The sequence below is a fragment of the Pelomicrobium sp. P1 genome (assembly GCF_052805615.1).
In genome coordinates this window covers 211,274-236,291 of record NZ_JBRBEM010000002.1, presented here as the reverse complement: position 1 = coordinate 236,291, position 25,018 = coordinate 211,274, and the positions used below count along the sequence as shown (strand labels likewise).

The 25,018-nt window shown below is 68.1% G+C and carries 19 protein-coding genes; 10 read left to right on the top strand and 9 right to left on the bottom strand.

Annotated features, from left to right (window positions below):
• Positions 1-63: 63 nt before the first annotated feature.
• From ACUVYZ_RS03275 to rpmH, 6 genes are all read right to left on the bottom strand, one after another.
• Positions 64-1,902: a phosphoenolpyruvate carboxykinase (GTP) gene (locus tag ACUVYZ_RS03275; protein ID WP_439933008.1), complete on the bottom strand. Its 1,839-nt coding sequence runs from the start codon at positions 1,900-1,902 to the stop codon at positions 64-66.
• Between the two features lie 73 nt (positions 1,903-1,975).
• The gene (mnmE, locus tag ACUVYZ_RS03270) at positions 1,976-3,319 is read right to left on the bottom strand and encodes a tRNA uridine-5-carboxymethylaminomethyl(34) synthesis GTPase MnmE (protein WP_439933007.1); all 1,344 of its coding nucleotides are present in this window, start codon (positions 3,317-3,319) and stop codon (positions 1,976-1,978) included.
• Positions 3,306-4,952, bottom strand: coding sequence for a membrane protein insertase YidC (yidC, locus tag ACUVYZ_RS03265; protein WP_439933006.1), 1,647 nt, complete (start codon positions 4,950-4,952; stop codon positions 3,306-3,308). The genes mnmE and yidC overlap by 14 nt, the downstream gene beginning before the upstream one ends.
• On the bottom strand, positions 4,934-5,167 hold the full coding sequence (gene yidD, locus ACUVYZ_RS03260) for a membrane protein insertion efficiency factor YidD (protein ID WP_439933005.1): 234 nt from the start codon (positions 5,165-5,167) through the stop codon (positions 4,934-4,936). The genes yidC and yidD overlap by 19 nt, the downstream gene beginning before the upstream one ends.
• Positions 5,152-5,469 (bottom strand): ribonuclease P protein component, encoded by a 318-nt coding sequence (rnpA, locus tag ACUVYZ_RS03255; RefSeq protein ID WP_439933097.1) that lies wholly within the window; start codon positions 5,467-5,469, stop codon positions 5,152-5,154. The genes yidD and rnpA overlap by 16 nt, the downstream gene beginning before the upstream one ends.
• Positions 5,470-5,516: 47 nt before the next feature.
• Positions 5,517-5,651, bottom strand: a complete 135-nt coding sequence (rpmH, locus tag ACUVYZ_RS03250) for a 50S ribosomal protein L34 (protein ID WP_439933096.1) — start codon at positions 5,649-5,651, stop codon at positions 5,517-5,519.
• A gap of 201 nt (positions 5,652-5,852) precedes the next feature.
• Here rpmH and dnaA point away from each other — a divergent pair, with 201 nt between their 5' ends.
• The 3 genes from dnaA to gyrB all read left to right on the top strand — a co-directional run bounded on the left by dnaA (position 5,853) and on the right by gyrB (position 10,900).
• Positions 5,853-7,166 (top strand): chromosomal replication initiator protein DnaA, encoded by a 1,314-nt coding sequence (gene dnaA / locus ACUVYZ_RS03245; RefSeq protein ID WP_439933004.1) that lies wholly within the window; start codon positions 5,853-5,855, stop codon positions 7,164-7,166.
• Between the two features lie 189 nt (positions 7,167-7,355).
• Complete coding sequence (gene dnaN / locus ACUVYZ_RS03240) at positions 7,356-8,465, top strand: DNA polymerase III subunit beta (RefSeq protein ID WP_439933003.1); 1,110 nt, start codon at positions 7,356-7,358, stop codon at positions 8,463-8,465.
• 5 nt (positions 8,466-8,470) lie between these two features.
• The gene (gene gyrB / locus ACUVYZ_RS03235; RefSeq protein WP_439933002.1) at positions 8,471-10,900 is read left to right on the top strand and encodes a DNA topoisomerase (ATP-hydrolyzing) subunit B; all 2,430 of its coding nucleotides are present in this window, start codon (positions 8,471-8,473) and stop codon (positions 10,898-10,900) included.
• Between the two features lie 28 nt (positions 10,901-10,928).
• Here gyrB and ACUVYZ_RS03230 read toward each other — a convergent pair whose 3' ends face one another.
• The 3 genes from ACUVYZ_RS03230 to ACUVYZ_RS03220 all read right to left on the bottom strand — a co-directional run bounded on the left by ACUVYZ_RS03230 (position 10,929) and on the right by ACUVYZ_RS03220 (position 15,778).
• Positions 10,929-13,469, bottom strand: a complete 2,541-nt coding sequence (locus ACUVYZ_RS03230; RefSeq protein WP_439933001.1) for a DNA topoisomerase III — start codon at positions 13,467-13,469, stop codon at positions 10,929-10,931.
• Positions 13,470-13,608: 139 nt separating this feature from the next.
• On the bottom strand, positions 13,609-14,709 hold the full coding sequence (gene dprA, locus ACUVYZ_RS03225; protein ID WP_439933000.1) for a DNA-processing protein DprA: 1,101 nt from the start codon (positions 14,707-14,709) through the stop codon (positions 13,609-13,611).
• Positions 14,710-14,743: 34 nt separating this feature from the next.
• Positions 14,744-15,778 (bottom strand): LysM peptidoglycan-binding domain-containing protein, encoded by a 1,035-nt coding sequence (locus ACUVYZ_RS03220; protein WP_439932999.1) that lies wholly within the window; start codon positions 15,776-15,778, stop codon positions 14,744-14,746.
• 128 nt (positions 15,779-15,906) lie between these two features.
• On the opposite strand from ACUVYZ_RS03220, the gene def reads away from it, so the two are divergent.
• The 7 genes from def to tkt all read left to right on the top strand — a co-directional run bounded on the left by def (position 15,907) and on the right by tkt (position 24,954).
• Complete coding sequence (def, locus tag ACUVYZ_RS03215) at positions 15,907-16,410, top strand: peptide deformylase (protein WP_439932998.1); 504 nt, start codon at positions 15,907-15,909, stop codon at positions 16,408-16,410.
• A gap of 34 nt (positions 16,411-16,444) precedes the next feature.
• Positions 16,445-17,374 carry a methionyl-tRNA formyltransferase gene (gene fmt / locus ACUVYZ_RS03210; protein WP_439932997.1) on the top strand — a complete coding sequence of 310 codons (930 nt, stop codon included), beginning with the start codon at positions 16,445-16,447 and terminating at the stop codon, positions 17,372-17,374.
• Between the two features lie 18 nt (positions 17,375-17,392).
• Positions 17,393-18,688 (top strand): 16S rRNA (cytosine(967)-C(5))-methyltransferase RsmB, encoded by a 1,296-nt coding sequence (rsmB, locus tag ACUVYZ_RS03205; protein ID WP_439932996.1) that lies wholly within the window; start codon positions 17,393-17,395, stop codon positions 18,686-18,688.
• On the top strand, positions 18,645-19,238 hold the full coding sequence (locus ACUVYZ_RS03200) for a DUF4390 domain-containing protein (protein WP_439932995.1): 594 nt from the start codon (positions 18,645-18,647) through the stop codon (positions 19,236-19,238). Before rsmB ends, ACUVYZ_RS03200 begins: the two co-directional genes overlap by 44 nt.
• A 28-nt stretch (positions 19,239-19,266) precedes the next feature.
• A complete protein-coding gene (locus ACUVYZ_RS03195) occupies positions 19,267-21,423 on the top strand; it encodes a sensor histidine kinase (protein WP_439932994.1) in 2,157 nt (718 codons plus the stop codon).
• A gap of 8 nt (positions 21,424-21,431) precedes the next feature.
• Positions 21,432-22,694 (top strand): sigma-54-dependent transcriptional regulator, encoded by a 1,263-nt coding sequence (locus ACUVYZ_RS03190; protein WP_439932993.1) that lies wholly within the window; start codon positions 21,432-21,434, stop codon positions 22,692-22,694.
• 235 nt (positions 22,695-22,929) lie between these two features.
• Positions 22,930-24,954 (top strand): transketolase, encoded by a 2,025-nt coding sequence (gene tkt, locus ACUVYZ_RS03185; protein ID WP_439932992.1) that lies wholly within the window; start codon positions 22,930-22,932, stop codon positions 24,952-24,954.
• The last annotated feature ends 64 nt before the right edge of the window (positions 24,955-25,018 follow it).

Here is a 25,018-nt window from a genome sequence, read left to right as displayed (position 1 = left end):
CCATGGGCGTTTCACGTGAAACGGAACGGCTAAAAATTAATTAAAATCAATTTGTTGTATAAATCATGCGCCCAGCTCGAGGGCCAGTAGCTCCTGTCTCAGGGCCAGGGACCGGGGCAGGCGCTCCCCCAGCCGCTCGAACCATTCCCGGTGGGCGGCAAGTTCCTGGCGCCACGCCTCCAGGTCTATCGACATGAGCTCCTCAAACTGGGCCGGGGGGAAGGACTCCAGCCCGCGCCAGTCCAGGTCCTCGTACCGGGGCATCCAGCCGAGCCCGGTCTCCCGGGCATTCGCCCGGCCGGCGCAGCGCTCGAAAATCCATTGGAGGACCCGCATGTTCTCGCCGAAGCCGGGCCATAGGAAGCCGCCGTCCCGCCCGAGCCGGAACCAGTTGACGCGGAAGATCCGGGGCAGCTCCACCACCGCCCGGCGCATCCTCAGCCAGTGCTGGAAATAGTCCCCCATGTGATAGCCGCAGAACGGCAGCATGGCGAAGGGGTCCCGGCGCACGACCCCTACCTGGCCGGTAGCGGCGGCGGTGGTCTCGGATCCCATGGTGGCGGCCATGTAGACCCCGTCGCTCCAACTGAAGGCCTCGGTCACCAGGGGCACCGTCTCGGAGCGGCGCCCGCCGAAGATGAAGGCCGAGATCGGCACCCCGTCCGGGTTCTCCCATTCCGTGTCCATGGATGGACACTGGGCAGTGGGCACGGTGAAGCGGGCGTTGGGATGGGCCGCCTTGCGCCCGCAGTCCGGGGTCCAGGGCTCACCCTGCCAGTCGGTGAGCACCGGGGGCGGCGTGCGGGTCATGCCCTCCCACCAGACGTCCCCCTCGGGGGTCAGGGCCACGTTGGTGAAAATGCAATTGGCATGGAGGGTGGCCACGGCGTTGGGGTTGGTCTCGGTGGAAGTGCCCGGGGCGACGCCGAAGAAGCCCGCTTCCGGGTTGATGGCGTAGAAGCGTCCGTCGGCGCCGGGCTTGATCCAGGCGATGTCCTCCCCCACTGTGGTAGCCTTCCAGCCCGCCAGGGCCTTGGGCGGCACCAGCATGGCCAGGTTGGTCTTGCCGCAGGCGCTAGGGAAGGCGGCCGCCATGTACTTCTTTTCGCCGCTCGGAGACTCGACCCCGAGAATGAGCATGTGCTCGGCGAGCCAGCCCTGCTCCCGGGCCATGACGGAGGCGATGCGCAGGGCAAAGCATTTCTTGCCGAGAAGCGCGTTGCCGCCGTAGCCCGAGCCGTAGGACCAGATTTCCTTGTCCTCGGGGAAATGCACGATGTACTTCTCCTGGCGGTTGCACGGCCAGGGGACGTCCTTTTCGCCGGGGCCGAGGGGCATGCCAACGGAATGAACGCAGGGCACGAAATCACCGTCCTCTCCCAGGACGCGGTACACGGCGCGCCCCATGCGGGTCATGATGCGCATGCTGACCACCACGTAGGGCGAGTCGGTGAGCTCCACCCCGACGTGGGCCATGGGGGAGCCGACCGGCCCCATGGAAAACGGCACCACGTACAGGGTGCGGCCGCGCATGCAGCCGGCGAACAGCCGCCGAAGCGTGCCCCGCATCTCCTGTGGGTCCACCCAGTTGTTGTTGGGGCCGGCGTCTTCCCGGCGGCGGCTGCACACGAAAGTGCGGTCCTCCATGCGCGCCACGTCGGTGGGGTCGGAGCGGGCCAGGAAGCTGTTGGGACGAAGCGCCGGGTTCAGGCGGATCAAGGTGCCCGCGGCCACCATCTCGTCGCATAGCCGATCGTACTCGGCCTGGCTGCCGTCGCACCACACGATCCGCTCCGGCCGGGCAAGCTCGGCGATGGTTCGCACCCACTCGATGAGCCGTGCATGCCTCACTTCGTCAGGAGCGCCGAGCCGGCTCGCGGCGGCCGCCGTGGTTCGATTCATCGTTGTAGCCCTGCTTTTTTGTTGGACGGGATGGGACACACACTTTACACGAGCCCCGAGGCACCGCGGAACCCTACTTGCCGATGCAGAAGCGGGAAAAGATCTGGCCCAGCAGATCGTCGGCGGTGAACTCCCCCGTGATCTGGCCCAGGGCCAGGTGGGCCAGGCGCAGCTCCTCGGCGAAGAGCTCCAGGCCCCGGCCCGCCGCCTCGGCCGCGGCGGCGAGCCGCTCCTCGGCCCGGGCGAGGGCCTCCAGGTGCCGCGCCCGGGCCATGAACAGCCCTTCGTCGCCCCCCGTCCATCCCGCCTGCCGGAGCAGCGCCTGCTGCAGCAGATCCACCCCCTCCCCCGTCTTGGCGGAGAGCCACACCTCGGCCGCACTCCCTTCCTGGGCGAGTCGGGGCGCCACGCCGACGAGATCGATCTTGTTGCGCACGATCACCCGCGGGAGCCCCGGGGGCAACTCCCGCAGGATCGCCTCATCTTCCGGCGTCACCCCCCGGGCGTACTCGGTGACCACCAGCACCAGGTCCGCCTGGGCCGCCACCGCCCGCGCCCGTTCGATGCCGATGCGCTCCACCGCGTCCTGGGTCTCCCGCAGGCCAGCGGTGTCGATGATGTGGAAGGGCACGCCCTGGATCTCCACGTGGCTGCGCAGGGTGTCCCGGGTGGTGCCGGGGACCTCGGTGACGATGGCCACCTCCTCCCGCGCCAGGCGGTTGAGCAGACTCGACTTGCCCACGTTCGGGCGCCCCACCAGGGCCACCTGGGCCCCTTCCCGCAGGAGCGCTCCCTGCCGGGCGTTGGCGGTGAGCGTCTCGAGCTTGCGGCGCAGCCGCTCGAGCCGCCCGAAGGCGTCGGCTTCCCGCAGAAAATCGATCTCCTCGTCGGGGAAATCCAGGGTCGCCTCGGTAAGGGCCCGCAGCTCGATCAGCTCCTCTTTGAGCGCGTTCACTTCCCGGGAGAACTCCCCCTGAAGGGAGCGCATGGCGCTGCGCGCGGCCTGCGCGGTGGAGGCGTCGATCAGGTCGGCCACGCTTTCCGCTTGGGCCAGGTCCAGCTTGCCGCTTAAGAAAGCCCGCTTGCTGAATTCCCCCGGCTCGGCGAGCCGGGCGCCCAGCTCCAGGCAGCGCTGGAGGAGAAGGCGAAGCACGGTCATTCCGCCGTGGCCCTGCAGCTCCACCACGTCTTCCCCCGTGTAGGAGTGGGGCGCGGGGAAATAGAGCACGATGCCTTCGTCGATCACCCTCCCCTCGGCGTCCTGGAGGCAGGCCAGGGTGGCGAAGCGGGGCTTGGGCACGCGCCCGAGGAGCGCGATCAGGAAAGGCTTGAGATCCCGGCCGGAGAGCCGCACGATGCCGATGCCGCCGCGCCCGGGAGGCGTGGCGATGGCCGCGATCGGCTCACCGTTTTGCATGGGCAGCGGTCGCCCGCTCCATCCGGCGGGTGATGTACCACTGCTGCGCGATGGACAGAACGTTGTTCACCAGCCAGTAGAGCACCAGCCCCGCCGGGAAGAAGAAAAAGAAGATGGAGAAGGCGATGGGCATGATCTGCATCACCCGGGCCTGGATCGGGTCCGGGGGCGTGGGGTTGAGCTTGGTCTGGATCCACATGGTGGCGCCCATCACCACCGGCAGGACGAAATAGGGATCCGGCGCCGAGAGGTCCTGGATCCAGCCGACGAAGGGAGCGTTGCGCAGCTCCACCGCCGCCACCAGCACCCAGTACAGGGCGATGAACACCGGGATCTGGATCAGGATCGGCAGGCATCCGCCCAAAGGGTTGATTTTCTCCTCCTTGTAGAGCTCCATCATCGCCTGGTGCAGCTTCTGCCGGTCGTGGCCGTACAGCTCCTTGATCCGCTGCAGCCGGGGAGTGACGGCCTTCATGCGTGCCATGGAGCGGTAGCTCGCCGCGGACAGGGGATAGAACACGGCCTTGACCAGCACGGTGAGCAGGATGATGGCCACGCCCCAGTTGCCCACCCACCGATGGAACAGATCCAGCACCCAGAACAGAGGCACCGCGATCACGGTGAGCCAGCCGTAGTCCACCACCAGGTCGAGGCCGGGGGCGAGCTGGGCCAGGGTGCGCTGTTCCTGGGGCCCTGCGTAAAGCCGCATGCTCGCCGTGCGGCTCGCCCCCGGCTCGAGGGTGCCCACCGGCACGATGATCCCTACGGCGTACAAGTCCGGGGCAAGCTGCCGGGCGAAGAATTCCCGGGAGGCGTTGCCCTCGGGCAGCCAGGCCGCAAGGAAATAATGCTGCACCATGGCGATCCAGCCGTCGCTGGCCGCCTTCGGCAGCTCTGCCTTGCCCTTCTCGATATCCGAGAAGGGAAGCTTCTGGAACTTGGTCGCCTCGGTGTACACTGCGGGGCCGGTGTAGGTATGGAGGAACCGCTGCTCGCCCTCGGGGGCCTTGCCGTCCCGCTGAAACTGGTAGTAGGCGAAGGGAGCGATGGGCGCGGCGCCCTCGTTGCGGATGGAGAAGGCCACGTCCACCACGTAGCTGCCGCGGCGGAAGGTGTAGATCTTCTCCACCACGGTACCGTTGACGGGCGGAGCAGCGAGCCGCACCTGCACCGCGTCCTCCCCCGGCTTGAGCTGGTAGGACCCAGGCTCGGCGGTGAAGAGGGTCTTGTGGCTCGGCAGGCTATCCCCGATCAGGCCCGACTGGGCCACATACACCCGTTCCCCCTCCCGCTGGAACAAGACGAAGGGCTTGCTCTTATCCACCGCTCCCGGATGCTTGAGCAGCTCCAGCCGGACCAGATCCCCCCCCAGGGTCTGAATCTGCGCCCGCAGCACGTCGGTGGTGACGGTGAGGGTGCTGCCGCTCGCAGGCGTGGCCGGGCGCTCGGCTTGCGCGAGATCCCCCTGCTTCTCCAGCAGCTCCCGCCCCACCGTGGGCGCCGGCGCCTCGGGCGCGGGTTGAGCCTGGGGCGCGGGCGCGACGGAGCCGCGCTGGTGCTGCTGCCAGGCGTCCCACAGGAACAGCAGGGACATGGAAAAGATCAGGAACAGGATCAGCCGTTGGATTTCCATGGGTCCTCGGGCACCGGGTCATAGCCCCCGGCGTGGAACGGATGGCAGCGCGCCAGGCGCTTGAGGGCGAGCCACGTCCCCCGTCCGGGGCCGTGACGCTGGATCGCCTCCCGGGCGTATTCGGAGCAGCTCGGGGTAAACCGGCAACGGGGTCCGAGCAGGGGGCTCACCCCTATCTGGTAGGCCTGGATAAGGACGATCAGGAACCGTGACATGGGGCAATTCTCTGCATCAGGGCCGCCAGCTCTTCCCGCGCCGCTCCCCCCTCCCTTCGGGAAATCGGGCGCCTCAAGCGCACGACAATGTCCGCCCCTCCCAACGCCGCCTGCCGCTGGCGGAAGACTTCCCGGGCGATGCGCTTGGCGTAGTTGCGATCCACGGCGCGGGGCGCCGCTTTGCGGGAGACCGCCAGGCCGAGCCGCGGCCGCCCCAGGCCGTTGCGCCGGGCGAACACCTGGAAATACTGGCCGGCGAGGCTCGAACGCTGCTCGAAGACGGCGCGAAACTCACCGGGCAGGCGCAGTCGCGCCGATTTGGGAAAACCGTGCCGCCGTACCGCCAGGGTCAGACGCTGAGCCGAGCGCGGCCCTTCGCCCGGCGCGCGCGGATCACTGCCGCACCCGAGCGGCTGCGCATGCGGACCCGGAAGCCATGGGTGCGCTTTCGCCGAACGACCGACGGCTGATAGGTGCGCTTCATGGTTAAACCTCATCGTTGGGCGGAAAAGCCCGCTATTACAAACCGAGACCCGCACCCTGTCAACCGCGGCCCGCTGGCGGCGCAGCCGCGGACGCGCTCGGGCGCTGTGGATAAGGCACGGCGAAGGGACTAGAATAACGCTTCGTCGATTTCGCGCCGCCGGCGCGAAGTCCTTCTCCCAAAAAAAGATCCCCCATCTCCATGGACGAGTTCTGGGCAGGCTGTCTCAAGCATTTCGAGCGCGAGCTCACGCCGCAGCAGTTCAAGACCTGGATCAAGCCGTTGAAATACGAGCGGCAGCCCCGGGGCATCGTCCTCCACGCCCCCAACCGCTTCGTCCTGGACTGGGTGCGGGACCGCTTCCTGGAGGCGATCGAAGGCATGGCCAAGGCCCATTTCGCCGCGGCCGTGCCCGTCACCCTGGAGCTTTCGGGTCAGGGGGTCGAGGGTGCCGGCGCCGCGAGCCTGCCCCGAGCCAGAACCCGGGTCCGGGACCCGAGCCGGCTCAATCCCATCTTCACCTTCGACACCTTCGTCACCGGCAAGGCGAACCAACTCGCCCGGGCCGCCGCCATCCAGGTGGCGGAAAATCCCGGCACCGCCTACAACCCCCTGTTCATCTATGGCGGCGTGGGACTGGGAAAGACCCATCTGATCCAGGCCATCGGTAACCTGGTGCACGAACTCCATCCCGAAGCGAAGATCCGCTACACCCACGCCGAACAGTACGTCTCCGACGTCGTGAAGGCTTACCAGCACAAGTCCTTCGACGACTTCAAGCAGTACTACCACTCCCTGGACTTGCTGCTGATCGACGACATCCAGTTCTTCGGTGGCAAGAGCCGCACCCAGGAGGAGTTTTTCTACGCCTTCAACGCCCTGATCGAGGCCCACAAGCAGGTGGTGATCACCTGCGACAGCTACCCGAAGGAGATCAACGGGATCGAAGACCGGCTGATCTCCCGCTTCGGCTGGGGACTCACGGTGGCGGTGGAGCCGCCGGAGCTGGAAATGCGGGTGGCGATCCTGATCAAGAAGGCGGCCTCCGAGCAGATTCAACTGGACGAGGGCGTCGCTTTCTTCGTCGCCAAGCACATCCGCTCCAACGTCCGGGAGCTAGAGGGGGCACTCAAGCGCGTGGTAGCCTTCTCCCGCTTCACCGGCATGCCCATCACCCTCGACCTGGCCCGGGAGGCGCTGAAGGACCTGCTGGCGGTGCAGAGCCGGCAGATCTCCATCGAGAACATCCAGAAGACGGTGGCCGACTACTACAAGATCAAGGTGTCGGACCTGTACTCGAAGAAGCGCTCCCGCAACGTGGCCCGCCCGCGACAGCTCGCCATGGCGCTGGCCAAGGAACTCACCTCCTTGAGCCTGCCGGACATCGGCGACGCCTTCGGAGGGCGCGACCATACCACCGTGCTCCACGCCTGCCGCAAGATCGGCGAGCTGCAGGCCACAAACCCTGAAATCTCCCGGGATTTCAAGACGCTCATTCAGATCCTGCGCGGTTGATGGCGCATGGACAGCCTGTGGATAACCCCCGCGGCGCGTCCGGTCCGGTTTTTCGTACACAATCTGTCCACAGCCCGACTGGGGCTTATACCCAGTCTTTCCATAGGTACAAGAGATTGTTATAATTAACAAATTTCCTGTTTCGAGGGCTTTTCGACGGGCTTATCTATTCTTACCAGAAGGACAATCATGTTACTGATCGAAGCCGACCGGGACGCGCTTTTGAGGCCCCTCCAGGCGGTCACCGGAATCGTCGAGAGGCGGCACACCCTTCAGATCCTATCCAACGTGCTGATCGAGCGCGGCCAGGACGGCACTCGCTTCATGGCCACCGACCTGGAGATCCAGGTCTCCACCTCGGCTCACGGGCTCAAGGAAAGCGCGAAACCTTTCTCCCTCACCGTGGCGGCGCGCAAGCTCCACGATATCCTGCGGGCGCTTCCGGAGGATGCCCAGGTGGCGCTCGCCCAGGAGGACGGGCGGCTCCAGGTCAAGGCGGGCCGCAGCCGCTTCAGCTTGCAGACCCTGCCCGCCGAGGACTTTCCCCGGCTCGCCGAGACCGCGGGTGACGAATTGAGCGTGCGGCTGCCGCAGAAGGAGTTGCGGCGGCTGCTGGCCCTGGTCCATTACGCCATGGCCCAGCAGGACATCCGCTACTACCTGAACGGGCTGCTGCTGGTGCTGGGCGGCCAGGCCCTCAAGCTGGTGGCCACCGACGGCCACCGTCTGGCTTACGCCGCGACGGGGCTTCCCTCCGCCCAGGAAGCGCGGGAGGTGATCGTGCCGCGCAAGGCAGTGCTGGAGGTGCTGAAGCTCCTGTCGGACTCGGAGGACGCGGTGGAGATCACCGTGCGGCCGAACCAGGTACGCTTCGCCTTCGGCGGCGTGGTGCTGGTCTCCAAGGTGGTAGACGGCAAGTTCCCCGACTACCAGCGGGTGATTCCCCAGGCCCATCCCAAGGTGGTCGAGTTGCCGCGCCTCGCCTTCCTGCAGGCGCTAAGCCGCACCGCCATCCTCTCCAACGACAAGATCCGCGGCGTGCGCCTGGTGCTGACAGCCGATAGCCTGCGGGTGATCTGCACCAACAACGAGCAGGAGGAGGCCCAGGAGGAGCTGGCGGTGGCCTATAGCGGCGAGCCGCTGGACATCGGCTTCAACGTGACCTACCTCTTGGACGTGCTGGGCAATCTTGCCAGCGAGACCGTGCGCTGCGCCTTTAACGATCCCAATTCCAGCTGCCTGGTGACGGTGCCGGGCGACGACCAGTTCAAGTACGTCGTCATGCCGATGCGCATCTAACGAGGGTGAATCCGGTGACTGAGATAGCGGCCAAAGAACGCCCGAGCTCCAGCTACGACTCCAGCAGCATCAAGGTGCTGAAGGGCTTGGAGGCGGTGCGCAAGCGCCCCGGCATGTACATCGGCGACACCTCCGACGGCACCGGGCTGCACCACATGGTGTTCGAGGTGGTGGACAACTCCATCGACGAGGCGTTGGCCGGCTACTGCGACGACATCAAGGTGGTGATCCACCCGGACAATTCCGTGTCGGTGATCGACAACGGCCGCGGCATCCCCACCGGGATCAAGGAGGACGACGAGCTCAAGCGCTCGGCGGCGGAGATCGTGATGACCGAGCTGCACGCCGGGGGCAAGTTCGACAGCAACTCCTACAAGGTGTCGGGCGGGCTGCACGGGGTGGGGGTGTCCTGCGTCAACGCCCTCTCCAAGTGGCTGCGCCTCACCATCCGCCGCGACGGCCTGGTGCACGCCATGGAGTTCGACCACGGCGTGCCGGTGGCGCCCCTCAAGGTGATCGGCAAGACCGAGAAGACCGGGACCGAAGTGCACTTCCTCGCCGACGAGAAGATCTTCGGCAAGGTGGAGTTCCACTACGAGATCCTGGCCAAGCGGCTGCGGGAGCTCTCGTTCCTGAACAACGGCGTCAGGATCCAGCTCGTGGACCAGCGCAGCGGCAAGAGCGAGGACTTCGCTTACAGCGGCGGTGTCAAGGGGTTCGTGGAGTACATGAACCGCACCAAGGTGGTGCTCCACTCCAACATCTTCCACGCGGTCGGAGAAAAGGACGGCATCACGGTGGAGGTGGCCATGCAGTGGAACGACTCCTACCAGGAGTCGGTCCAGTGCTTCACCAACAACATCCCCCAGCGCGACGGTGGCACCCATTTGACCGGGCTTCGGGCGGCGCTCACGCGCACGCTCAACAGCTACATCGAGAAGGAGGAGCTGGCGAAGAAGGCCAGGGTGGAGACCACCGGCGACGACATGCGGGAAGGGCTGACCTGCGTGCTCTCGGTGAAGGTCCCCGAGCCCAAGTTCTCCTCCCAGACCAAGGACAAGCTGGTCTCCTCGGAGGTCCAGCCGGTGGTGCAGGAGATCGTCTCCGCCAAGCTCCACGACTTCCTGATGGAGCATCCCCAGGACGCCAGGATCATCTGCAACAAGATCATCGAGGCGGCGCGGGCCCGGGAGGCGGCGCGGAAAGCGCGCGAGCTCACCCGGCGCAAGGGGGTGCTGGACGGCTTCGGCCTGCCGGGGAAGCTCGCCGACTGCCAGGAACGGGACCCGTCCCGGTCGGAACTGTACCTGGTGGAAGGGGACTCCGCCGGCGGCTCGGCCAAGCAGGCGCGGGACCGGCGCTTCCAGGCGGTGCTGCCCTTGAAGGGCAAGATCCTCAACGTGGAGAGGGCGCGCTTCGACAGGCTCATCTCCTCCCAGGAGATCGCCACCCTGATCACGGCGCTGGGCACCGGCATCGGCAAGGACGAGTACAACCCGGACAGGCTGCGCTACCACCGCATCATCATCATGACGGACGCCGACGTGGACGGCTCCCACATCCGTACGCTGCTGCTCACCTTCTTCTATCGCCAGATGCCGGAGCTGATCGAGCGCGGCCATATCTACATCGCCCAGCCGCCCCTCTACAAGATAAAGCTTGGGCGCCAGGAGACCTATTTGCGGGACGACCACGAGCTCAAGCAGTTCCTGCTCAAGCAGGCCCTCGCCGACGCGGCCCTGTACCCCTCGGCGGAGGCAGAGGCGCTGCCACCGGCCGCTTTCCAGAGGCTCGCGGAACAGTATCTTCTCGCCGAAGCGGTGATCGACCGGCTAAGCCGGGGGGTGGACCGGGACGCCCTGCGCGCCCTGCTCAAGGGCGTGACGCTGGACCTGTCCGGCCGGGCGGCGGCGGAGGAAAGCGCCAGGGTCCTGGCGGCGGCGGTGGACGATCCGGCGCTCGCCGTCGAGGTGGGGGTGGACGAGGCCACCGAGGCCCTGCGCCTTATGATCCTGCGCCGGGAGCACGGGGTCGTGCGCGCGAGCTCCATCGACCAGGAGTTCTTGCAAAGCGGCGATTGCGCCCAGATCCGGGAGACGGCCCAAGCCCTTTCGGGCCTGCTGCACAAAGGGGCCTACGTGGCCAGGGGCGAGCACAAGCGGGCGGTCGCCGATTTCCGCGAGGCCATCGACTGGCTCCTCGCCGAAGTGCGCGCCCACGCCTCCATCCAGCGCTACAAGGGCCTGGGGGAGATGAACCCGGAGCAGCTCTGGGAGACCACCATGGACCCGGCCAAGCGCCGGCTGCTCAAGGCCCAGATCGAGGACAGCATCACCGCGGACGAGATCTTCACCACCCTGATGGGGGATCAGGTGGAGCCGCGGCGGGCGTTCATCGAGGAAAACGCCCTCGGCGTACGCAACCTGGATATCTAGAGGCGATTTCGAAAGGGGTTAAAAGGGGTTATTTGGCGGCTGCCCGGCGGCGGGTTTCGGGCTTCGGCGCCGCTTTGGCCTCTCCCGCTTCTCTCTGCTTCGCGCTCTTGGATTCCCTGGGAGCGAACTCGAACCCCACGCTGCCATCGCCCGACAGGGTGAGAAAGGCGGAGAACGGGCGGCCGTTCTTGCGGGAAATGAAGCGATGCAGCAGGTCGGTCTTGCGGTGGGCAAGCAGCTTCTTCATCTGCTCCCGCTCGATGGGCCGCTGCAGGATCACCTTGCCGGTACGGAAGTCGCAGCTACGGCTGGGCCCCACCGAGCGCTCGCACAGGTACGCCGCGGCGACCTCGTAGACCCGGGCCCCGCACTTGGGACAGGGGCCCACGGGCTCCTGGCCTGAGAAGTCCGCTTCCTCCTCGTCGCCTTCGGCACTCGCCTGACCGAAGTCGAACTCGGTGCGCAGGTCGTCGCTGAGCCGTAGGACCGCCGAAAACGGCCGGCCCATGCGGCTGCGAAAGCCCGTGAGGGGCCCCACGCTGCGCTGGGTGATCAACCGCTCCACCTCTTCCGGCTCCAGCTCTCGGCCGGAGATCACCTTCCAGATGGCGAAGTCGCAGCCCTGGCACTGGAACTTGCGGTAGTTCTCCTGCACCACGCCGCCGCACTTGGGACAGGGCGTCTTGAGGGTGCGGAAGGCTTCGTCCGGGATCTCTCCCTCCTTGATGCGCTTCACCATGTCGCGGGTGAGGTCCACGATGTGGTCCATGAACTCGCTGCGGGGGAGCTTCCCCTGCTCCATCTGCTTGAGCTTGTACTCCCATTGGCCCGTGAGTTCCGGGGAGGTGAGCTCGTTGACCCCGAAGTGGTCCAGGGCGAAGAGCAGGGAGAAGGCCTTGGCGGTGGGCTGCAGATCCCGGCCGTTCCTATGCACGTATTCCTCCTGGATCAAGCCCTCGATGATCTGGGAGCGGGTGGCGGGGGTTCCCAGGCCCCGGGCCGCCATCGCCGCCCGCAGCTCCTCGTCCTCGATGAGCTTGCCCGCCCCCTCCATGGCGGAGAGGAGCGTGGCCTCCGTGTAGCGGGGAGGAGGCTTGGTCTGGTTCTGCCGCACCTCCACCGCTAGGGTGCGCGCCTTCTCTCCCGCCTGGACGGGAGGAAGGCGCTGGGCGTCCTCCTCGGCCGCCTTGCCGTAGACCGCGAGCCAGCCCGGGTTCACCAGCACCCGCCCTTCGGTCTTGAACGCCTCGCCCGCCACCCGGGTGATCCGGGTGGTCACCAAGTACTCGGCCGCTGGGTAGAACACCGCCAGGAAGCGGCGCACCACCAAGTCGTAGAGCTTCGCTTCCGTCTCGTTCAGGTGCTTGGGCGGCTGCAGGGTGGGGATGATGGCGAAATGGTCCGAGACCTTCTCGTTGTTGAAGACCCGCTTGTTCGGCCGCACCCAGCCCTGTTTCAGGATCTGGTCGGCAAAGGGGGCGTAGGGGGAGGCTTCGCTTTTCTTCCCCCCGCGCAGGGTCTCCAGGGTCTTCTTGACCGTGGCGAGGTAATCCTCGGGCAACGCCCGGGAGTCGGTGCGCGGATAAGTGAGCACCTTGTGCTTTTCGTACAGGGCCTGGGCCAGGGACAGGGTCATGCGGGCGGAGAAGCCGAACCGGCTGTTGGCCTCCCGCTGCAGGCTGGTCAGGTCGAAAAGCAGCGGCGCCACCTGGGTGGACGGTTTCGCCTCCTCGCTGACCGTGCCCGGCTTGCCCTCGCACTTGGCGCGGATCGCCTCCGCCCGGGCCTGGTCCCACAGCCGCTCGGGCCGCGCCTCGGGGTCGCCCTCGGCGCCCGTTTTGGCCGCCTTTTCGTCGAACCAGCGGCCCGGGTATTCGCCCCCCGCGCAGGCGAAGGTGGCGTGCACCTCCCAGTAGTCCCGGGGCACGAAGTTGCGGATCTGCTCCTCCCGCTCCACCAGGATGCGCAGGGTGGGCGTCTGGACCCGCCCGACGGTGGTCTTGTAGAAGCCCCCGTCCTTGGAGTTGAAGGCGGTCATGGCCCGGGTGCCGTTGATGCCCACCAGCCAGTCCGCCTCCGAGCGGCACACGGCCGCGTCCGCCAGGGGCCGCAGCTCCTCGTCCTTCTTGAGCTGGGCGAAGCCCTCCCGGATCGCCTCGGGGGTCATGGACTGCAACCACAGCCGCTCGATGGGCTTGCGGGTTTTGGCGTAGCGGACGATGTAGCGGAAGATGAGCTCCCCTTCGCGCCCGGCGTCGCAGGCGTTGATGAGGCCCGTCACGTCCTTGCGCTTGATGAGGCGCAGTAAGAGCTTGAGCCGCTCCTCGGATTTTTCGATGGGCTTGAGCTCGAAGTGGGGCGGGATCACCGGTAGGTGGGCGAAGGACCACTTGCCTCGCTTCACCTCGTGCCCCTCAGGAACGGCTAGCTCCAGCAGATGGCCCACGGCGGAGGAGAGCACGTAGCGATCACTTTCGTAATACTCGCCGTGCTTCTTGAAGCCCCCCAGCGCCCGGGCGATGTCCGCGGCGACGGAAGGCTTCTCGGCGATGATCAGTTTCTTACCCATGGAATGGACCGCTGGGAGCGTTCGCGCCGGAAAAAGAAAGCGGTTGATGATAGGAGCTATTCCCGGGCGGTACAAGTCAGGCGGGCAGCCGGGGCACTCGTATTGCGAGCGCTTACTTACTCACAATATTTTGATTTTTTTATTTGATTCTCTGGTAGCGGCTGCCGGGTAGGCTGGCGATCCGGCCTTCCAGCTCCAGGGCCACCAGCTCTGCCAGGAGCTCCTGGGGTGGCCGGCCGCTGCGCTGGGCCAGAGTATCCAGGTCCACCGGGTCGAAGCCCAGGTGGGCGAGCAGGGGCGAGGCCTCCGCCTGGCCGGGTGCCGCAGAACCGGGGGCGAGGCCTAAGGACGGCCCGATGCCCGCCGCTTGGAGGCCCAGCTCTTCCAGGATGTCCCGGGCGGTTTCTACCAACTTCGCCCCCTGCTTGATGAGGGCATGGCAGCCCTTTGACAGGGGCGAGTGGATAGAGCCGGGGATGGCGAAGACTTCCCGGCCCTGGTCTGCGGCCAGGCGGGCGGTGATGAGGGAGCCGCTCTGGAGCGCCGCCTCCACCACGAGGCAACCCCGGGACAGGCCGCTCAGGAGCCGATTGCGGCGGGGGAAGTTCTCCGCCCGGGCGGGCGTTCCCAGGGGAAACTCGGACACCAGGGCCCCCTGTTCCGCCAGGGCCAGGGCCAGGTCCCGGTTGCGGGCCGGGTAGACCCGGTCAAGCCCGGTCCCGGTGACCGCCACGCTGCTGGAGGCTCCGGCGAGGCCGCCCCGATGGGCCGCGGCGTCGATCCCCAAGGCGAGACCGCTCACGATGGTCAGCCCGGCGTCGCTCAAGGCCTTGGCGAAGGCTTCGGCGTTGGCCAGGCCCTGGGGCGTGGCGTTGCGGCTGCCCACGATGGCCAGGGCCGGTCGCGCCAGGAGCTCGGCCCTGCCCCTCACGTACAGGAGCAGGGGTGGATCCGGGATATGGAGCAGTTGTCCGGGATAGCGGGGGTCGTCCAGGGCCACCAGGTGATGGCCGGGGAGTTGGGCCCAGGCCAGGGTCGCTTCGACCTGGGCCGGGTCAGGGCCCGCCTGCAAGCGGGCCGCGGCGGCTTCCCCGGCGATGCGGGCGACCAAGCCCCGGGAGGCGGCCAGCACCTCTTCCGGTCCGCCGCAGGCGGCGAGGAGACTCCGCAGGGTCTTGCCGCCCGATCCGGGAACGAGGCTCAGCCGAACCCAGGCCTCGGTGCGGCGATCCGGCGCCATGGGCGAAATCGCCCGGTCGCGGCCCTGCCGTCGCTCAAGGGTTTTCGATCGTGTCCAGAGGCGCCACTTGGCGGTTCGCCTGCATCACCATGGCGTAGGACACCCGGTCGAAGGTGCGGAACACCATGATCAACCCGATGCTCTGGTCAGGGGCGGCCTCCGCCGAGCGCCCCCGCTCCACCGTCGCCCGGCCTTGGCCCGCCCGCACCTTCAGTACGTCCCCAAGCTCCAGGCCGTCCCGCTTGCCCTTGTTGATGGCCACGACGGCGGTGGGGCCCGCCTCGGTGCTCCCGCCGTAGGTGGAGATGACGAAACCGGAGATCCGGCGCTGGGGCGCCTTAGGTACGAAGTTGATGTAAGGCATTTCGACGGCTTTCACCAGCCGGGCCCCCAGAAGGATCTCCTGGTTGGAATCCACCACCTCCACCACCGTGGCCGCGGGTTCATGGCGCACGATCCGGCCCGTCCCCAGATGCACCGCCTCGTGGCCCAGGATTTCTCCAGTTCCCGGGTCTTTCAAGGCACCCCCCAGCTCGTAGATGTCCCAGAGCAGGCCCTGGCCCTGGGGCAGGCCGGCGACGCTCAGCAGGTCGCCGGCGGAGGCGATCACCCGCCCCTCCTGCATGGCGACGATGCGGGGCGCCCCATGGAGTCCTTGGGCGTCCACCACCAGAGGCTTGGCCAAGAACGGCCGGATGGCGCTCGCCGGGATGGTGGGAATGGCCTCCCGGGTGCTGGGCTCCACCCGGACCCGGGGAGAGAGCTTCACCGTCTCCATTTCCTTGGAGAGCCGGGGTGCCGGGCCGCGGCGGTCCAGCACCAGCACGTCGCCCGGATAGATCAGGTGGGGATTTTTGATCTGTTCCTTGTTCATCCCCCATAGCTCGGGCCAGCGCCACGGGCTCTGGAGGTAGCGGCCGGAGATGGCCCACAGGGTGTCGCCCTTCTGGACCACGTACCGGTCCGGGGCGTCAGGGACGAGCTGTAGGGGCTGGGCCTGAACGCCCTTGGCGGGCAGCCAAAGGAGGAAACAAGGAAACAAAAACAGGGATATAATGCTCTTATGCATAGCGGCTTCGCCTTTTTCGATGGGCTGGCGCCTCCCCCGCCGGCGGAGTAAAGAGGGGCGGACGGCTGGCTTCCAGTTGACACTTTAGATTAAATTCTCCATATAGTCCATTCAATCGGCAAGATTTTATGGCGATCCGGCAAATCCTGCAGTACCCCGATCCTCGGCTGCACAAGAAAGCGGCCCCGGTCGCCTTGGTGGACGATTCCATCCGGGCCTTGGTCCAGGACATGGCGGAGACCATGTACGCCGCCCCAGGCATCGGGCTCGCTGCCACCCAGATCGACGTTCATCTGCAGGTGATCACCATCGACGTGTCCGAGACCCGGGATCGGTTGCTGGTGCTCATCAACCCGGAGATCCTGGCGAAGAGCGGCGTGTCGGAGATCGAAGAGGGCTGCCTTTCGGTGCCCGGCATTTTCGAGCGGGTGCAGCGGGCCGAGCGGGTGACCGTGCGGGCCTTGGACCCGCAGGGCAAATCCTTCACCCTGGACGCGGAGGGCCTGCTCGCCGTGTGCATCCAGCACGAGATGGACCACCTGCAGGGCAAGGTCTTCGTCGAGTACCTCTCGCGCCTCAAGCAGAATCGCATCCTGGCCAAGCTGCGCAAGCAGCAGCGCAAGGTCATGTGAGCCCGGTCCCGGTCCAGGACCGGGAGATTCCCCCATGAATCTCGTTTTCGCCGGCACGCCCGAATTCGCGGCGACCGCCTTGGCGGCGCTGCTGCGTTCCCGACACCGGGTCATGCTGGTATTGACCCAGCCGGACCGGCCGGCAGGTCGGGGCCTCAAGCCCGCCCCAAGCCCGGTGAAGCGACTGGCGCAGGAGGCGGGGCTCGCGTTGCTCCAGCCCCAGACCCTGCGGGATGGGGCGGTCCAGCAGGCGCTGGTGGAGGCGGCGCCGGATGTGCTGGTAGTGGCGGCCTACGGCCTGCTCCTCCCCCGCGCGGTCCTAGCGATCCCGCGCCATGGCTGCGTCAACATCCACGCCTCCCTCCTCCCCCGCTGGCGCGGCGCCGCGCCCATCCCACGAGCCATCCTCGCCGGGGACGAGCAAACGGGCATTACCATCATGCAGATGGACGAGGGCCTGGACACCGGCCCGGTGCTGCTCCAGCGGGCCCTGCCCATTGCCCCGGACGATACCGCAGGCAGCCTCACCGGCAAGCTGGCTGCCCTGGGGGCCCAATGTATCGTGGAAGCTCTGGACGCCCTGGAAGCGGAGAAGCTGCGCCCCACGCCCCAGGATGAGGCGGGGGCCTGCTACGCCCCCAAGATCGCCCGGGAGGAAGCCGCCATCGACTGGAGCCGGGAGGCCGCTTTCATCGAGCGCCAGGTGCGAGCGTTCAGCCCCCATCCGGGAGCCGCCACCTCCGCCAGAGGCACGGCCCTCAAGCTGTGGCGGGCTCGGCCGGTGGAATCTCCAGGGGGCGCGCCCGGTCGGGTGCTCCAGGCGAACGCGGAAGGCCTGGTGGTGGGCTGCGGCTCGGGGGCGCTGCGGATCCTGGAATTGCAGCGCCCGGGCGGGCGGCGCTTGCCCGCGGCCGAGTTCCTGCGGGGCTTCCCCCTGCAGCCCGGGGAGCGGCTGGGCGGCTGAAGCGGGGGTCTCGGGACGATGCGCGAAGCCCAGCGGGTGGCCGCCGAAGCGGTGGCGCGGGTCCTCGGGGGCGAGAGTCTCTCCACGGCGCTGCCCCTCGCCTTGGACCGGCGGAAAGATCTGGCGGGGGCCGAGCGGGCCCGCGCCCAGGATCTGGCCTACGGCACCCTGCGCCACTACGGGCTGCTCGCCGCGGTCCTCGAGCGGCTCGCGCGTAAGGCCCCCCGCCCGCAGCGGCTTCGGGCCTTGCTCCTGGTGGCTCTGTACCAGCTCCATGCCACCCGGGCGGCGCCCCACGCCGTGGTAAGCGAAGCGGTGGGGCTTGCGGGCGAGCTGGCAGGGCAGGGGGCGCGCGGGTTCGCCAACGCGGTGTTGCGCGCCTTCCAGCGCCGCTCGGCGGAGCTGGTGAGGAGCGCCGTGGCCGACGACGAGAGCGCCCGCTACTCCCATCCCCGCTGGTGGATCGAGGCGCTGAAGATCCAGTATCCCGGGCGCTACCGGGCGCTGCTCGAGACCGGCAACGGGCATCCGCCCATGGGCCTGCGGGTGAACCTGCGGCGCACGACCCTGGAGGGGTACCTGGCGCTGCTCACGGAGGCGGGGCTCGAAGCCCGCCCGGTGCCGCCCGCGGGAGTGCTGCTGGAGCGGCCGGTGCCGGTGGAGCGGCTGCCGCGCTTTGCCGAAGGCTGGGTGTCGGTGCAGGACCTGGGAGCCCAGCTCGCGCCCGCCTTCCTGGACCCGCAGCCCGGGATGCGGGTGCTGGACGCCTGCAGCGCCCCGGGGGGCAAGGCGGCCCACCTCCTCGAGCACGCGGACGTGGCGCTGGTGGCCCTAGACCGGGACCCGGAGCGGCTGAAGCGGGTCGAGGCCAACCTTGCCCGCCTGGGGCTTTCGGCAAGCCTCCTGTGCGCCGATGGCGCGGACCCGCAACGCTGGTGGGACGGCCGGCCCTTCCAGCGGGTGCTGGCGGACGTGCCCTGCAGCGGCTCGGGGGTCGTGCGGCGCCATCCTGACATCAAGTGGTTGAGACGCGCCGCCGATCTTCCCCGGTTCGCCGCCGAGCAGGGGCGTATCCTGGACGGCGTGTGGCGGGTCCTGGACAGTGGTGGTAAATTGCTCTACGTCACTTGCTCCGTGTTCGCCGAGGAGAATCAGGGCGTCATCGGCGCGTTCCTCGAGCGGCACGGCGACGCCCGGCTCCTGCCGCTGCCGGGCGCCGAGTCCGGCATGCGGCAGCTTTTCCCCGACGCCTCCCAGGACGGATTTTTCTATGCCCTGCTCGGTAAGGGAAGCGCTGAACCGGCCCTGGGCTGAGCGGCGTCCGTGGCGCGGGGCGCTTGCCGCCTGCCTGCTCCTCGCCGCTGCCGCCGCGGCCCGGGCCGAGGCGATCGAGGTGAATTCGGCCGAGCTGGTGCAAGCGGGCAGCGGCTACGTCCTGAACGCGGATTTCGCCATCTCCCTCAATCCCGTCGTCATTACCGCCCTGAGCAAGGGCGTGCCGGTCCATTTCGTGGTGGACGTGGAAGTGTCGCGCCCGCGCAGGTACTGGTTCGGCAAGCGCATCGCGGGCGGCGAGCATTCGGTGCGGCTCTCCTACGTCCCCCTCACGCGCCAGTACGAGGTGTCCGACGATCAGGGCACCCATGTGGCCGACAGCCTAGAGGCGGCGCTGCGCTGGGCGGGGCGGGTGCGGGGCTGGCGGGTGCTGGACGGCCGAGCCCTCGAGCGGGGCGTGGTGTACCGGGCGGCGGTGCGCATGCGCCTGGATCCCGCCCGGCTGCCGCCGCCGTTTCAAGTGAGCTCCCTCACCACCCGGGACTGGGCGATCGAGTCCGACTGGTACCAGTGGAGGTTCATGCCGTGAGCCGCGCCGCCGCCCGCAGGAGGCGCCCGTGAAGTACCTGGTGGTCATCGTCATCGGGCTGGGCGCGGTGCTGCTATATCTCCTCGCCACCGCGAGCCGCAACAGCGCCCTTTTCGCCGACCAGTATCCGCTGCTGCTGGCGCTGAACGGGGCGCTCGTGGTCCTGTTGCTGCTGGTGGTGGGAACGCAGCTCGCGCGGCTGGTGAAGAAGCTGCGCCGTGGCGTGTTCGGCTCGCGGCTGGCCTTCAAGCTGCTCGCGCTCTTCACCCTCATGGCGCTGGTGCCGGGGGCGCTGGTGTACGTGGTCTCGGTCCAGTTCCTCACCAAGAGCATCGAGTCGTGGTTCGACGTGCGGGTCGAGCGGGCGCTGGAAGGCGGCCTCAACCTGGGCCGTACCGCCCTCGACAACATGCTCAAGGACATGAACGCGGCGGCGGTGAATCTCTCCCTGGTGCTCGCCGAACAGCCCGGCCGCGAGCCCCTGGAGCTGCTCAACCAGTTGCGCGAGCAGACGGGATTGTTCGAAGTGTCCCTGTTCGACCAGCGGGGAAAGCTCCTCGCCTTCTCCACCGGCGCCAGCGCGGCCCTGCTGCCCCACTTTCCCGACGCCGCCGTGCTGCGGCAGGTGCGGTTGCAGAAGGCGTACTCGGCGGTGGAGCGGCTGCCCGACCGGGGCATGGTGCTGCGGGTGCTGATGCCGGTGAACGTGCTCCTGCCGGGAGAGGACGTGCGGGTGCTGCAGCTCATCCAGCCGGTGCCGACCCAGCTCAGGCAGGACGCGGAGTCGGTGCAGGCGGTCTACCAGGACTACCAGGAGCTGCTACTGGCGCGCACCGGGTTGAAGCGCCTGTATCGCGTGACCCTGACCCTGTCGCTGCTGCTGTCGCTGCTGTCGGCGCTGGCCCTGGCTTTCATCCTGAGCGAGCGGCTGGCGGCGCCCCTGGGGCTGCTGGCTGAAGGCACCCGGGCGGTGGCCCAGGGGGACTTCAGCCGCCGCCACCCGGTGCAGAGCCGGGACGAGATGGGCATCCTCATGGCCTCGTTCAACGCCATGACCCAGCAGCTCGCCGAGGCCCGGGCGGAGGCCCTGCGCAAGCAGGCCGAGGTGGAAGGCGCCAAGGCTTACCTGGAGAGCCTGCTCGCCAACCTGTCCTCGGGCGTGGTGGCCTTCGACAAGGAGGGACGGCTGCGCTCCGCCAACCGCAGCGCGGCGCGCATCCTGGGGGTGGACGCGGAGGCCCTCGTCGGCCTGACCTACGCCGAGATCGCCGAGCGCTTTCCGGAGCTCGCCCCTCTCGTCGAGACGGTGGCGCGCGAATTCGCCCAATCCCAGGAGGAGCGCTGGCAGCGCCAGGTGGAGCGACCCCTCGCCTCCGGCACCCAGGTGCTGCTCGCGCGGGGCACGCGGCTCCCGGAAGTGGCGGCGAGCGGCTACGTGGTGGTTTTCGACGACGTGACCGACCTGATCCAGGCCCAGCGGGAGGCGGCCTGGGGCGAGGTGGCGCGCCGGCTGGCCCACGAGATCAAGAATCCCCTCACCCCCATCCAGCTCGCCGCCGAGCGGCTGCAGCACAAGCTGGCGGACAAGCTTACCGGGCGCGACGCGGAGGTGCTCGCCCGGGCGACCCGCACCATCGTCGCCCAGGTCGCGGCCATGAAGACCATGGTGGACGCTTTCAGCCGCTACGCCCGGCTTCCGGAGATCAAGCGCGCGCCCCTTGACATCAACCGGCTGGTCAACGACATTCTGCCCCTCTACGAGGCGGCGGCGCCCGCTATCCGGGTCGACCTGGCGCCGCAGCTCCCCCTGGTGATGGGCGACGCGGAGCAGTTGGGGCAGGTGATCCACAACCTGCTGCGCAACGCCCAGGACGCCACGGCGGAGGCGACGCGGCCCCAGATCACCCTGGCGACCCGGGCGCAAGACGGCACGGTGACCCTGTCGGTGCTGGACAACGGCCAGGGGTTTCCGGAGGAAGTGGTGCGCCGCGCCTTCGAACCCTACGTCACCACCAAGCCCAAGGGCACGGGACTGGGGCTCGCCATCGTGAGAAGAATCGTCGAAGCCCACGACGGCAAAGTGCGCATCGAAAACCTCGCTCCCCGGGGGGCGCGCATCACCATCGAGCTGCCGGCCCTCGCCGTAGCCGAGGCCGGCATGGCCGTGGGGCGGGTGGCTTCCTGAGGCGGGCCATGGGACCCAGCCAGATCCTGATCGTGGACGACGAGGTGGGCATCCGGGAGCTCCTGTCCGAGATCCTGGAGGACGAGGGCTACCGGGTGCGCCTGGCGGAGAACGCCAGCCAGGCTCGGGACATCCGCAACCGCATGCGCCCCGACCTGGTGCTGTTGGACATCTGGATGCCCGACACCGACGGGGTGACGCTGCTCAAGGAGTGGGCCAGCCGGGGGCTGCTCACCATGCCCGTGGTGATGATGTCGGGGCACGCCACCATCGACACGGCGGTGGAGGCGACCCGTATCGGCGCCTTCGACTTCCTGGAAAAGCCCATCGCCATGCAGAAGCTGCTCGCCACCGTCGGGCGCGCCCTGCAGCGGGGCAAGAGCGAGCCCGCCCCGCCCCTTTCCCTGCTGGCCCTGGGCCGCTCGCCCGTGGTGGCCGAGCTGCGCCGCCGCCTGGAGCAGGTGGCGAACCTGCGCTCGCCGGTGCTGCTCCTCGGCCCGCCGGGGTCGCCGGTGGAGCTGTGCGCCCGCTTCCTGCACCGCCCCAACACCCCCTGGGTGGCGCTGGAGAACGGCGCCCGCCTCATCGATCCGGCCGTCGACCTGCTGGCCGAGGCCCGCGACGGCGTGTTGTTCCTGCGGGAGGTGGCGGACTTGAGCCGCCTGGAGCAGAAGGGCCTGCTGATCCACGCGGCCAAGCTGGAGCGCTACAACGTCCGGCTGGTGTGCGCCAGCGCCCGCAACAACCTGGCTGCCCTGGTGAGCCAAGGCCAGTTCGACGCCAAGCTCTACGAGCTGCTCTCGGCGCTGACTGTCCCGGTGCCGGCCCTCGAGGATCACCGGGAAGACATCCCCGAGATCGCTCGCATGCTCCTCTCCCAGTGCGTGGAGGCGGGTGAGGTGCCCGTGCGCACCCTGTCCACCGGGGCGCTCAACCTGCTGCGCAACGCCCGCTGGCCCGGCGATCTGGCGCAACTGAACGGGGTGATCCGTTCCGCCGCCCACGCCGCCCTCGGCCCGGAGATCACCGCGGAGGAGATCGAGCGCTTGCTGCCGCGCCCGGATGGCCCGGCGCAGCCCTTCCCGATCCCGCTGGATCTACCCCTGCGGGAGGCCCGGGAGCGCTTCGAGCAGATCTACTTCGAGCACCACATCGCCCGGGAAGAGGGCAACATTTCCCGGGTGGCGGACAAGGTGGGGCTCGAGCGCACCCACCTCTATCGCAAGCTGAAGCAGTTGGGGATTCGCATTCCCGGCCGCGGCGAGGATTGACCGCGCCGACGCCCGGTCGTTATACCCACCATAAAAACATTCGATTTTCTCCTCTGCGCCCGCCACCCATAATTTCTCGCGCACGAGGGATCCGGCGGGGGTGTCGTTGCCTAGGGGATGAGGGGTCGGCGATAATCAGCGCCCTTCGGCGCAGATCCCGGCCTGGGCCGTTCGGAGTGCGACTCGGGGCCCGGGCCCCGTCCGGATCCCTCACCGTAACGCCAAGGAGCAAGGCATGAGTGCCAAGGCGCGCTTCAAGGATTTCGAGGCACCGGTTTTCAAGAACCTGACCAGCGCCATCCGGGCGCTGGCCATGGACGCGGTGGAGAAGGCCAAGTCCGGCCACCCGGGCATGCCCATGGGCATGGCCGAGATCGCCGAGGTGTTGTGGATCCATCATCTGCGCCACAATCCGGCCAATCCCAAGTGGCCCGACCGGGACCGGTTCGTTCTGTCCAACGGCCACGGCTCCATGCTGCTCTACGCGCTGCTGCACCTCACGGGCTACGACCTGCCCATGGAGGAGATCAAGCGCTTCCGCCAGCTGCACTCGAAGACGCCGGGCCACCCGGAATACGGGGTCACGCCCGGGGTGGAGACCACCACCGGCCCCCTGGGTCAGGGACTGGCCAACGCCGTGGGCATGGCCATCGCGGAAAAGGTGCTGGCCGCGGAATTCAACCGTCCGGGCTTTGACATCGTCAACCATTACACCTACGTGTTCCTGGGCGACGGTTGCTTGATGGAGGGCGTCTCCCACGAGGCGTGTTCGCTGGCGGGGGTCCTCGGGCTCGGCAAGCTCGTCTGCTTCTACGACGACAACGGCATCTCCATCGACGGGCACGTGGAAGGCTGGTTCGCCGACGACACCCCCAAGCGCTTCGAGGCCTACGGCTGGCACGTGGTGCCGAACGTGAACGGCCACGACCCGGTGGCGATCCAGGGGGCCATCGAGGAAGCGAAGGCGGTCACGGACAAGCCCAGCCTCATCTGCTGCAAGACGGTGATCGGCATGGGCGCGCCCAACAAGGCCGGAAGCCACGACGTGCACGGGGCGGCCCTGGGAGAGGCCGAGGTGGCCGCCACCCGGCCCCACATCGGCTGGCACTACGGGCCCTTCGAGATTCCCAAGGAGGTGTACGAGGCCTGGGACGCCAGGAAAAAGGGGGCGAGGCTGGAGGCGGAGTGGAACGCCAAATTCGCCGAATACCGCAAAGCCTATCCCCGGGAAGCGGCCGAGTTCGAGCGGCGCATCCGGGGCGAGCTGCCGGAAAACTGGAGCGCCCACGTGGAGGCGCTGCTGCAACGGGCCCACGAGAAGGCCGAGACCATCGCCACCCGCAAGGCGTCCCAGAACGCCCTCGAGGGGCTGGGGCCGCTGCTTCCGGAGCTGATCGGCGGCTCGGCGGACCTCACCGGGTCGAACCTGACCAACTGGTCCGGCTCGAAGCCGGTCACCCGCAAGGACGGCGGCAACTACATCCACTACGGCGTGCGGGAGTTCGGCATGGCCGCCATCATGAACGGGCTGGCCCTGCACGGCGGGTTCATCCCCTACGGCGGCACCTTCCTGGTGTTCTCCGACTACGCCCGCAACGCCTTGCGCATGGCGGCCCTGATGAAGGCGCACGCGGTGTTCGTGCTGACCCACGACTCCATCGGTCTCGGCGAAGACGGGCCGACCCACCAGCCCATCGAGCACGCGGCGAGCCTGCGGCTCATCCCCAACATGGAGGTGTGGCGGCCGTGCGACACGGTGGAGACCGCGGCGGCCTGGGTGCGGGCCGTCGAGCGCCGGGACGGGCCGGTGGCGCTCCTCCTCTCCCGGCAGAACGTTCCGTTCCAGACCCGGGACGCGGCCGCCCTGGAGGGGGTGCGGCGCGGGGGCTACGTGCTTGCGGAGGCGCCCGGGGGAGCGCCCCGCTGCGTGCTCATCGCCACCGGCTCGGAAGTGTCCCTCGCCATGGGCGCCCAGAAAGCCCTTGCCGGCGAGGGCCTCCCGGTGCGGGTGGTCTCCATGCCCTGCACCTCCCTGTTCGATCGCCAGGATCCCCAGTACCGGGAAGCGGTGCTGCCCAGGGGTGTACCCCGGGTGGCGGTGGAAGCCGGTGTCACCGACTACTGGCGCAAGTACGTGGGGATCGAAGGCGCGGTGGTGGGGATCGACACCTTCGGCGAATCGGCGCCCGCCGGGGACCTCTTCAAGCACTTCGGCTTCACCGTGGAAAACGTGGTGAAGGCTGTGAAGTCGGTGCTATGAGCGAAGGCGGTGCCGGGTGCGATCGCGCGGGCGCGGCGCTTGAGTTTCAGCGCAGGCTCACCTT

Bases quoted from the DNA above. Each gene is read 5' to 3' on its own strand.
- ACUVYZ_RS03275 (WP_439933008.1), bottom strand. From the start codon at position 1,902: ATGAATCGAACCACGGCGGCCGCCGCGAGCCGGCTCGGCGCTCCTGAC.
- mnmE (WP_439933007.1), bottom strand. From the start codon at position 3,319: ATGCAAAACGGTGAGCCGATCGCGGCCATCGCCACGCCTCCCGGGCGC.
- yidC (WP_439933006.1), bottom strand. From the start codon at position 4,952: ATGGAAATCCAACGGCTGATCCTGTTCCTGATCTTTTCCATGTCCCTG.
- yidD (WP_439933005.1), bottom strand. From the start codon at position 5,167: ATGTCACGGTTCCTGATCGTCCTTATCCAGGCCTACCAGATAGGGGTG.
- rpmH (WP_439933096.1), bottom strand. From the start codon at position 5,651: ATGAAGCGCACCTATCAGCCGTCGGTCGTTCGGCGAAAGCGCACCCAT.
- dnaA (WP_439933004.1), top strand. From the start codon at position 5,853: ATGGACGAGTTCTGGGCAGGCTGTCTCAAGCATTTCGAGCGCGAGCTC.
- dnaN (WP_439933003.1), top strand. From the start codon at position 7,356: ATGTTACTGATCGAAGCCGACCGGGACGCGCTTTTGAGGCCCCTCCAG.
- ACUVYZ_RS03230 (WP_439933001.1), bottom strand. From the start codon at position 13,469: ATGGGTAAGAAACTGATCATCGCCGAGAAGCCTTCCGTCGCCGCGGAC.
- dprA (WP_439933000.1), bottom strand. From the start codon at position 14,709: ATGGCGCCGGATCGCCGCACCGAGGCCTGGGTTCGGCTGAGCCTCGTT.
- ACUVYZ_RS03220 (WP_439932999.1), bottom strand. From the start codon at position 15,778: ATGCATAAGAGCATTATATCCCTGTTTTTGTTTCCTTGTTTCCTCCTT.
- def (WP_439932998.1), top strand. From the start codon at position 15,907: ATGGCGATCCGGCAAATCCTGCAGTACCCCGATCCTCGGCTGCACAAG.
- fmt (WP_439932997.1), top strand. From the start codon at position 16,445: ATGAATCTCGTTTTCGCCGGCACGCCCGAATTCGCGGCGACCGCCTTG.
- rsmB (WP_439932996.1), top strand. From the start codon at position 17,393: ATGCGCGAAGCCCAGCGGGTGGCCGCCGAAGCGGTGGCGCGGGTCCTC.
- ACUVYZ_RS03200 (WP_439932995.1), top strand. From the start codon at position 18,645: ATGCCCTGCTCGGTAAGGGAAGCGCTGAACCGGCCCTGGGCTGAGCGG.
- ACUVYZ_RS03190 (WP_439932993.1), top strand. From the start codon at position 21,432: ATGGGACCCAGCCAGATCCTGATCGTGGACGACGAGGTGGGCATCCGG.
- tkt (WP_439932992.1), top strand. From the start codon at position 22,930: ATGAGTGCCAAGGCGCGCTTCAAGGATTTCGAGGCACCGGTTTTCAAG.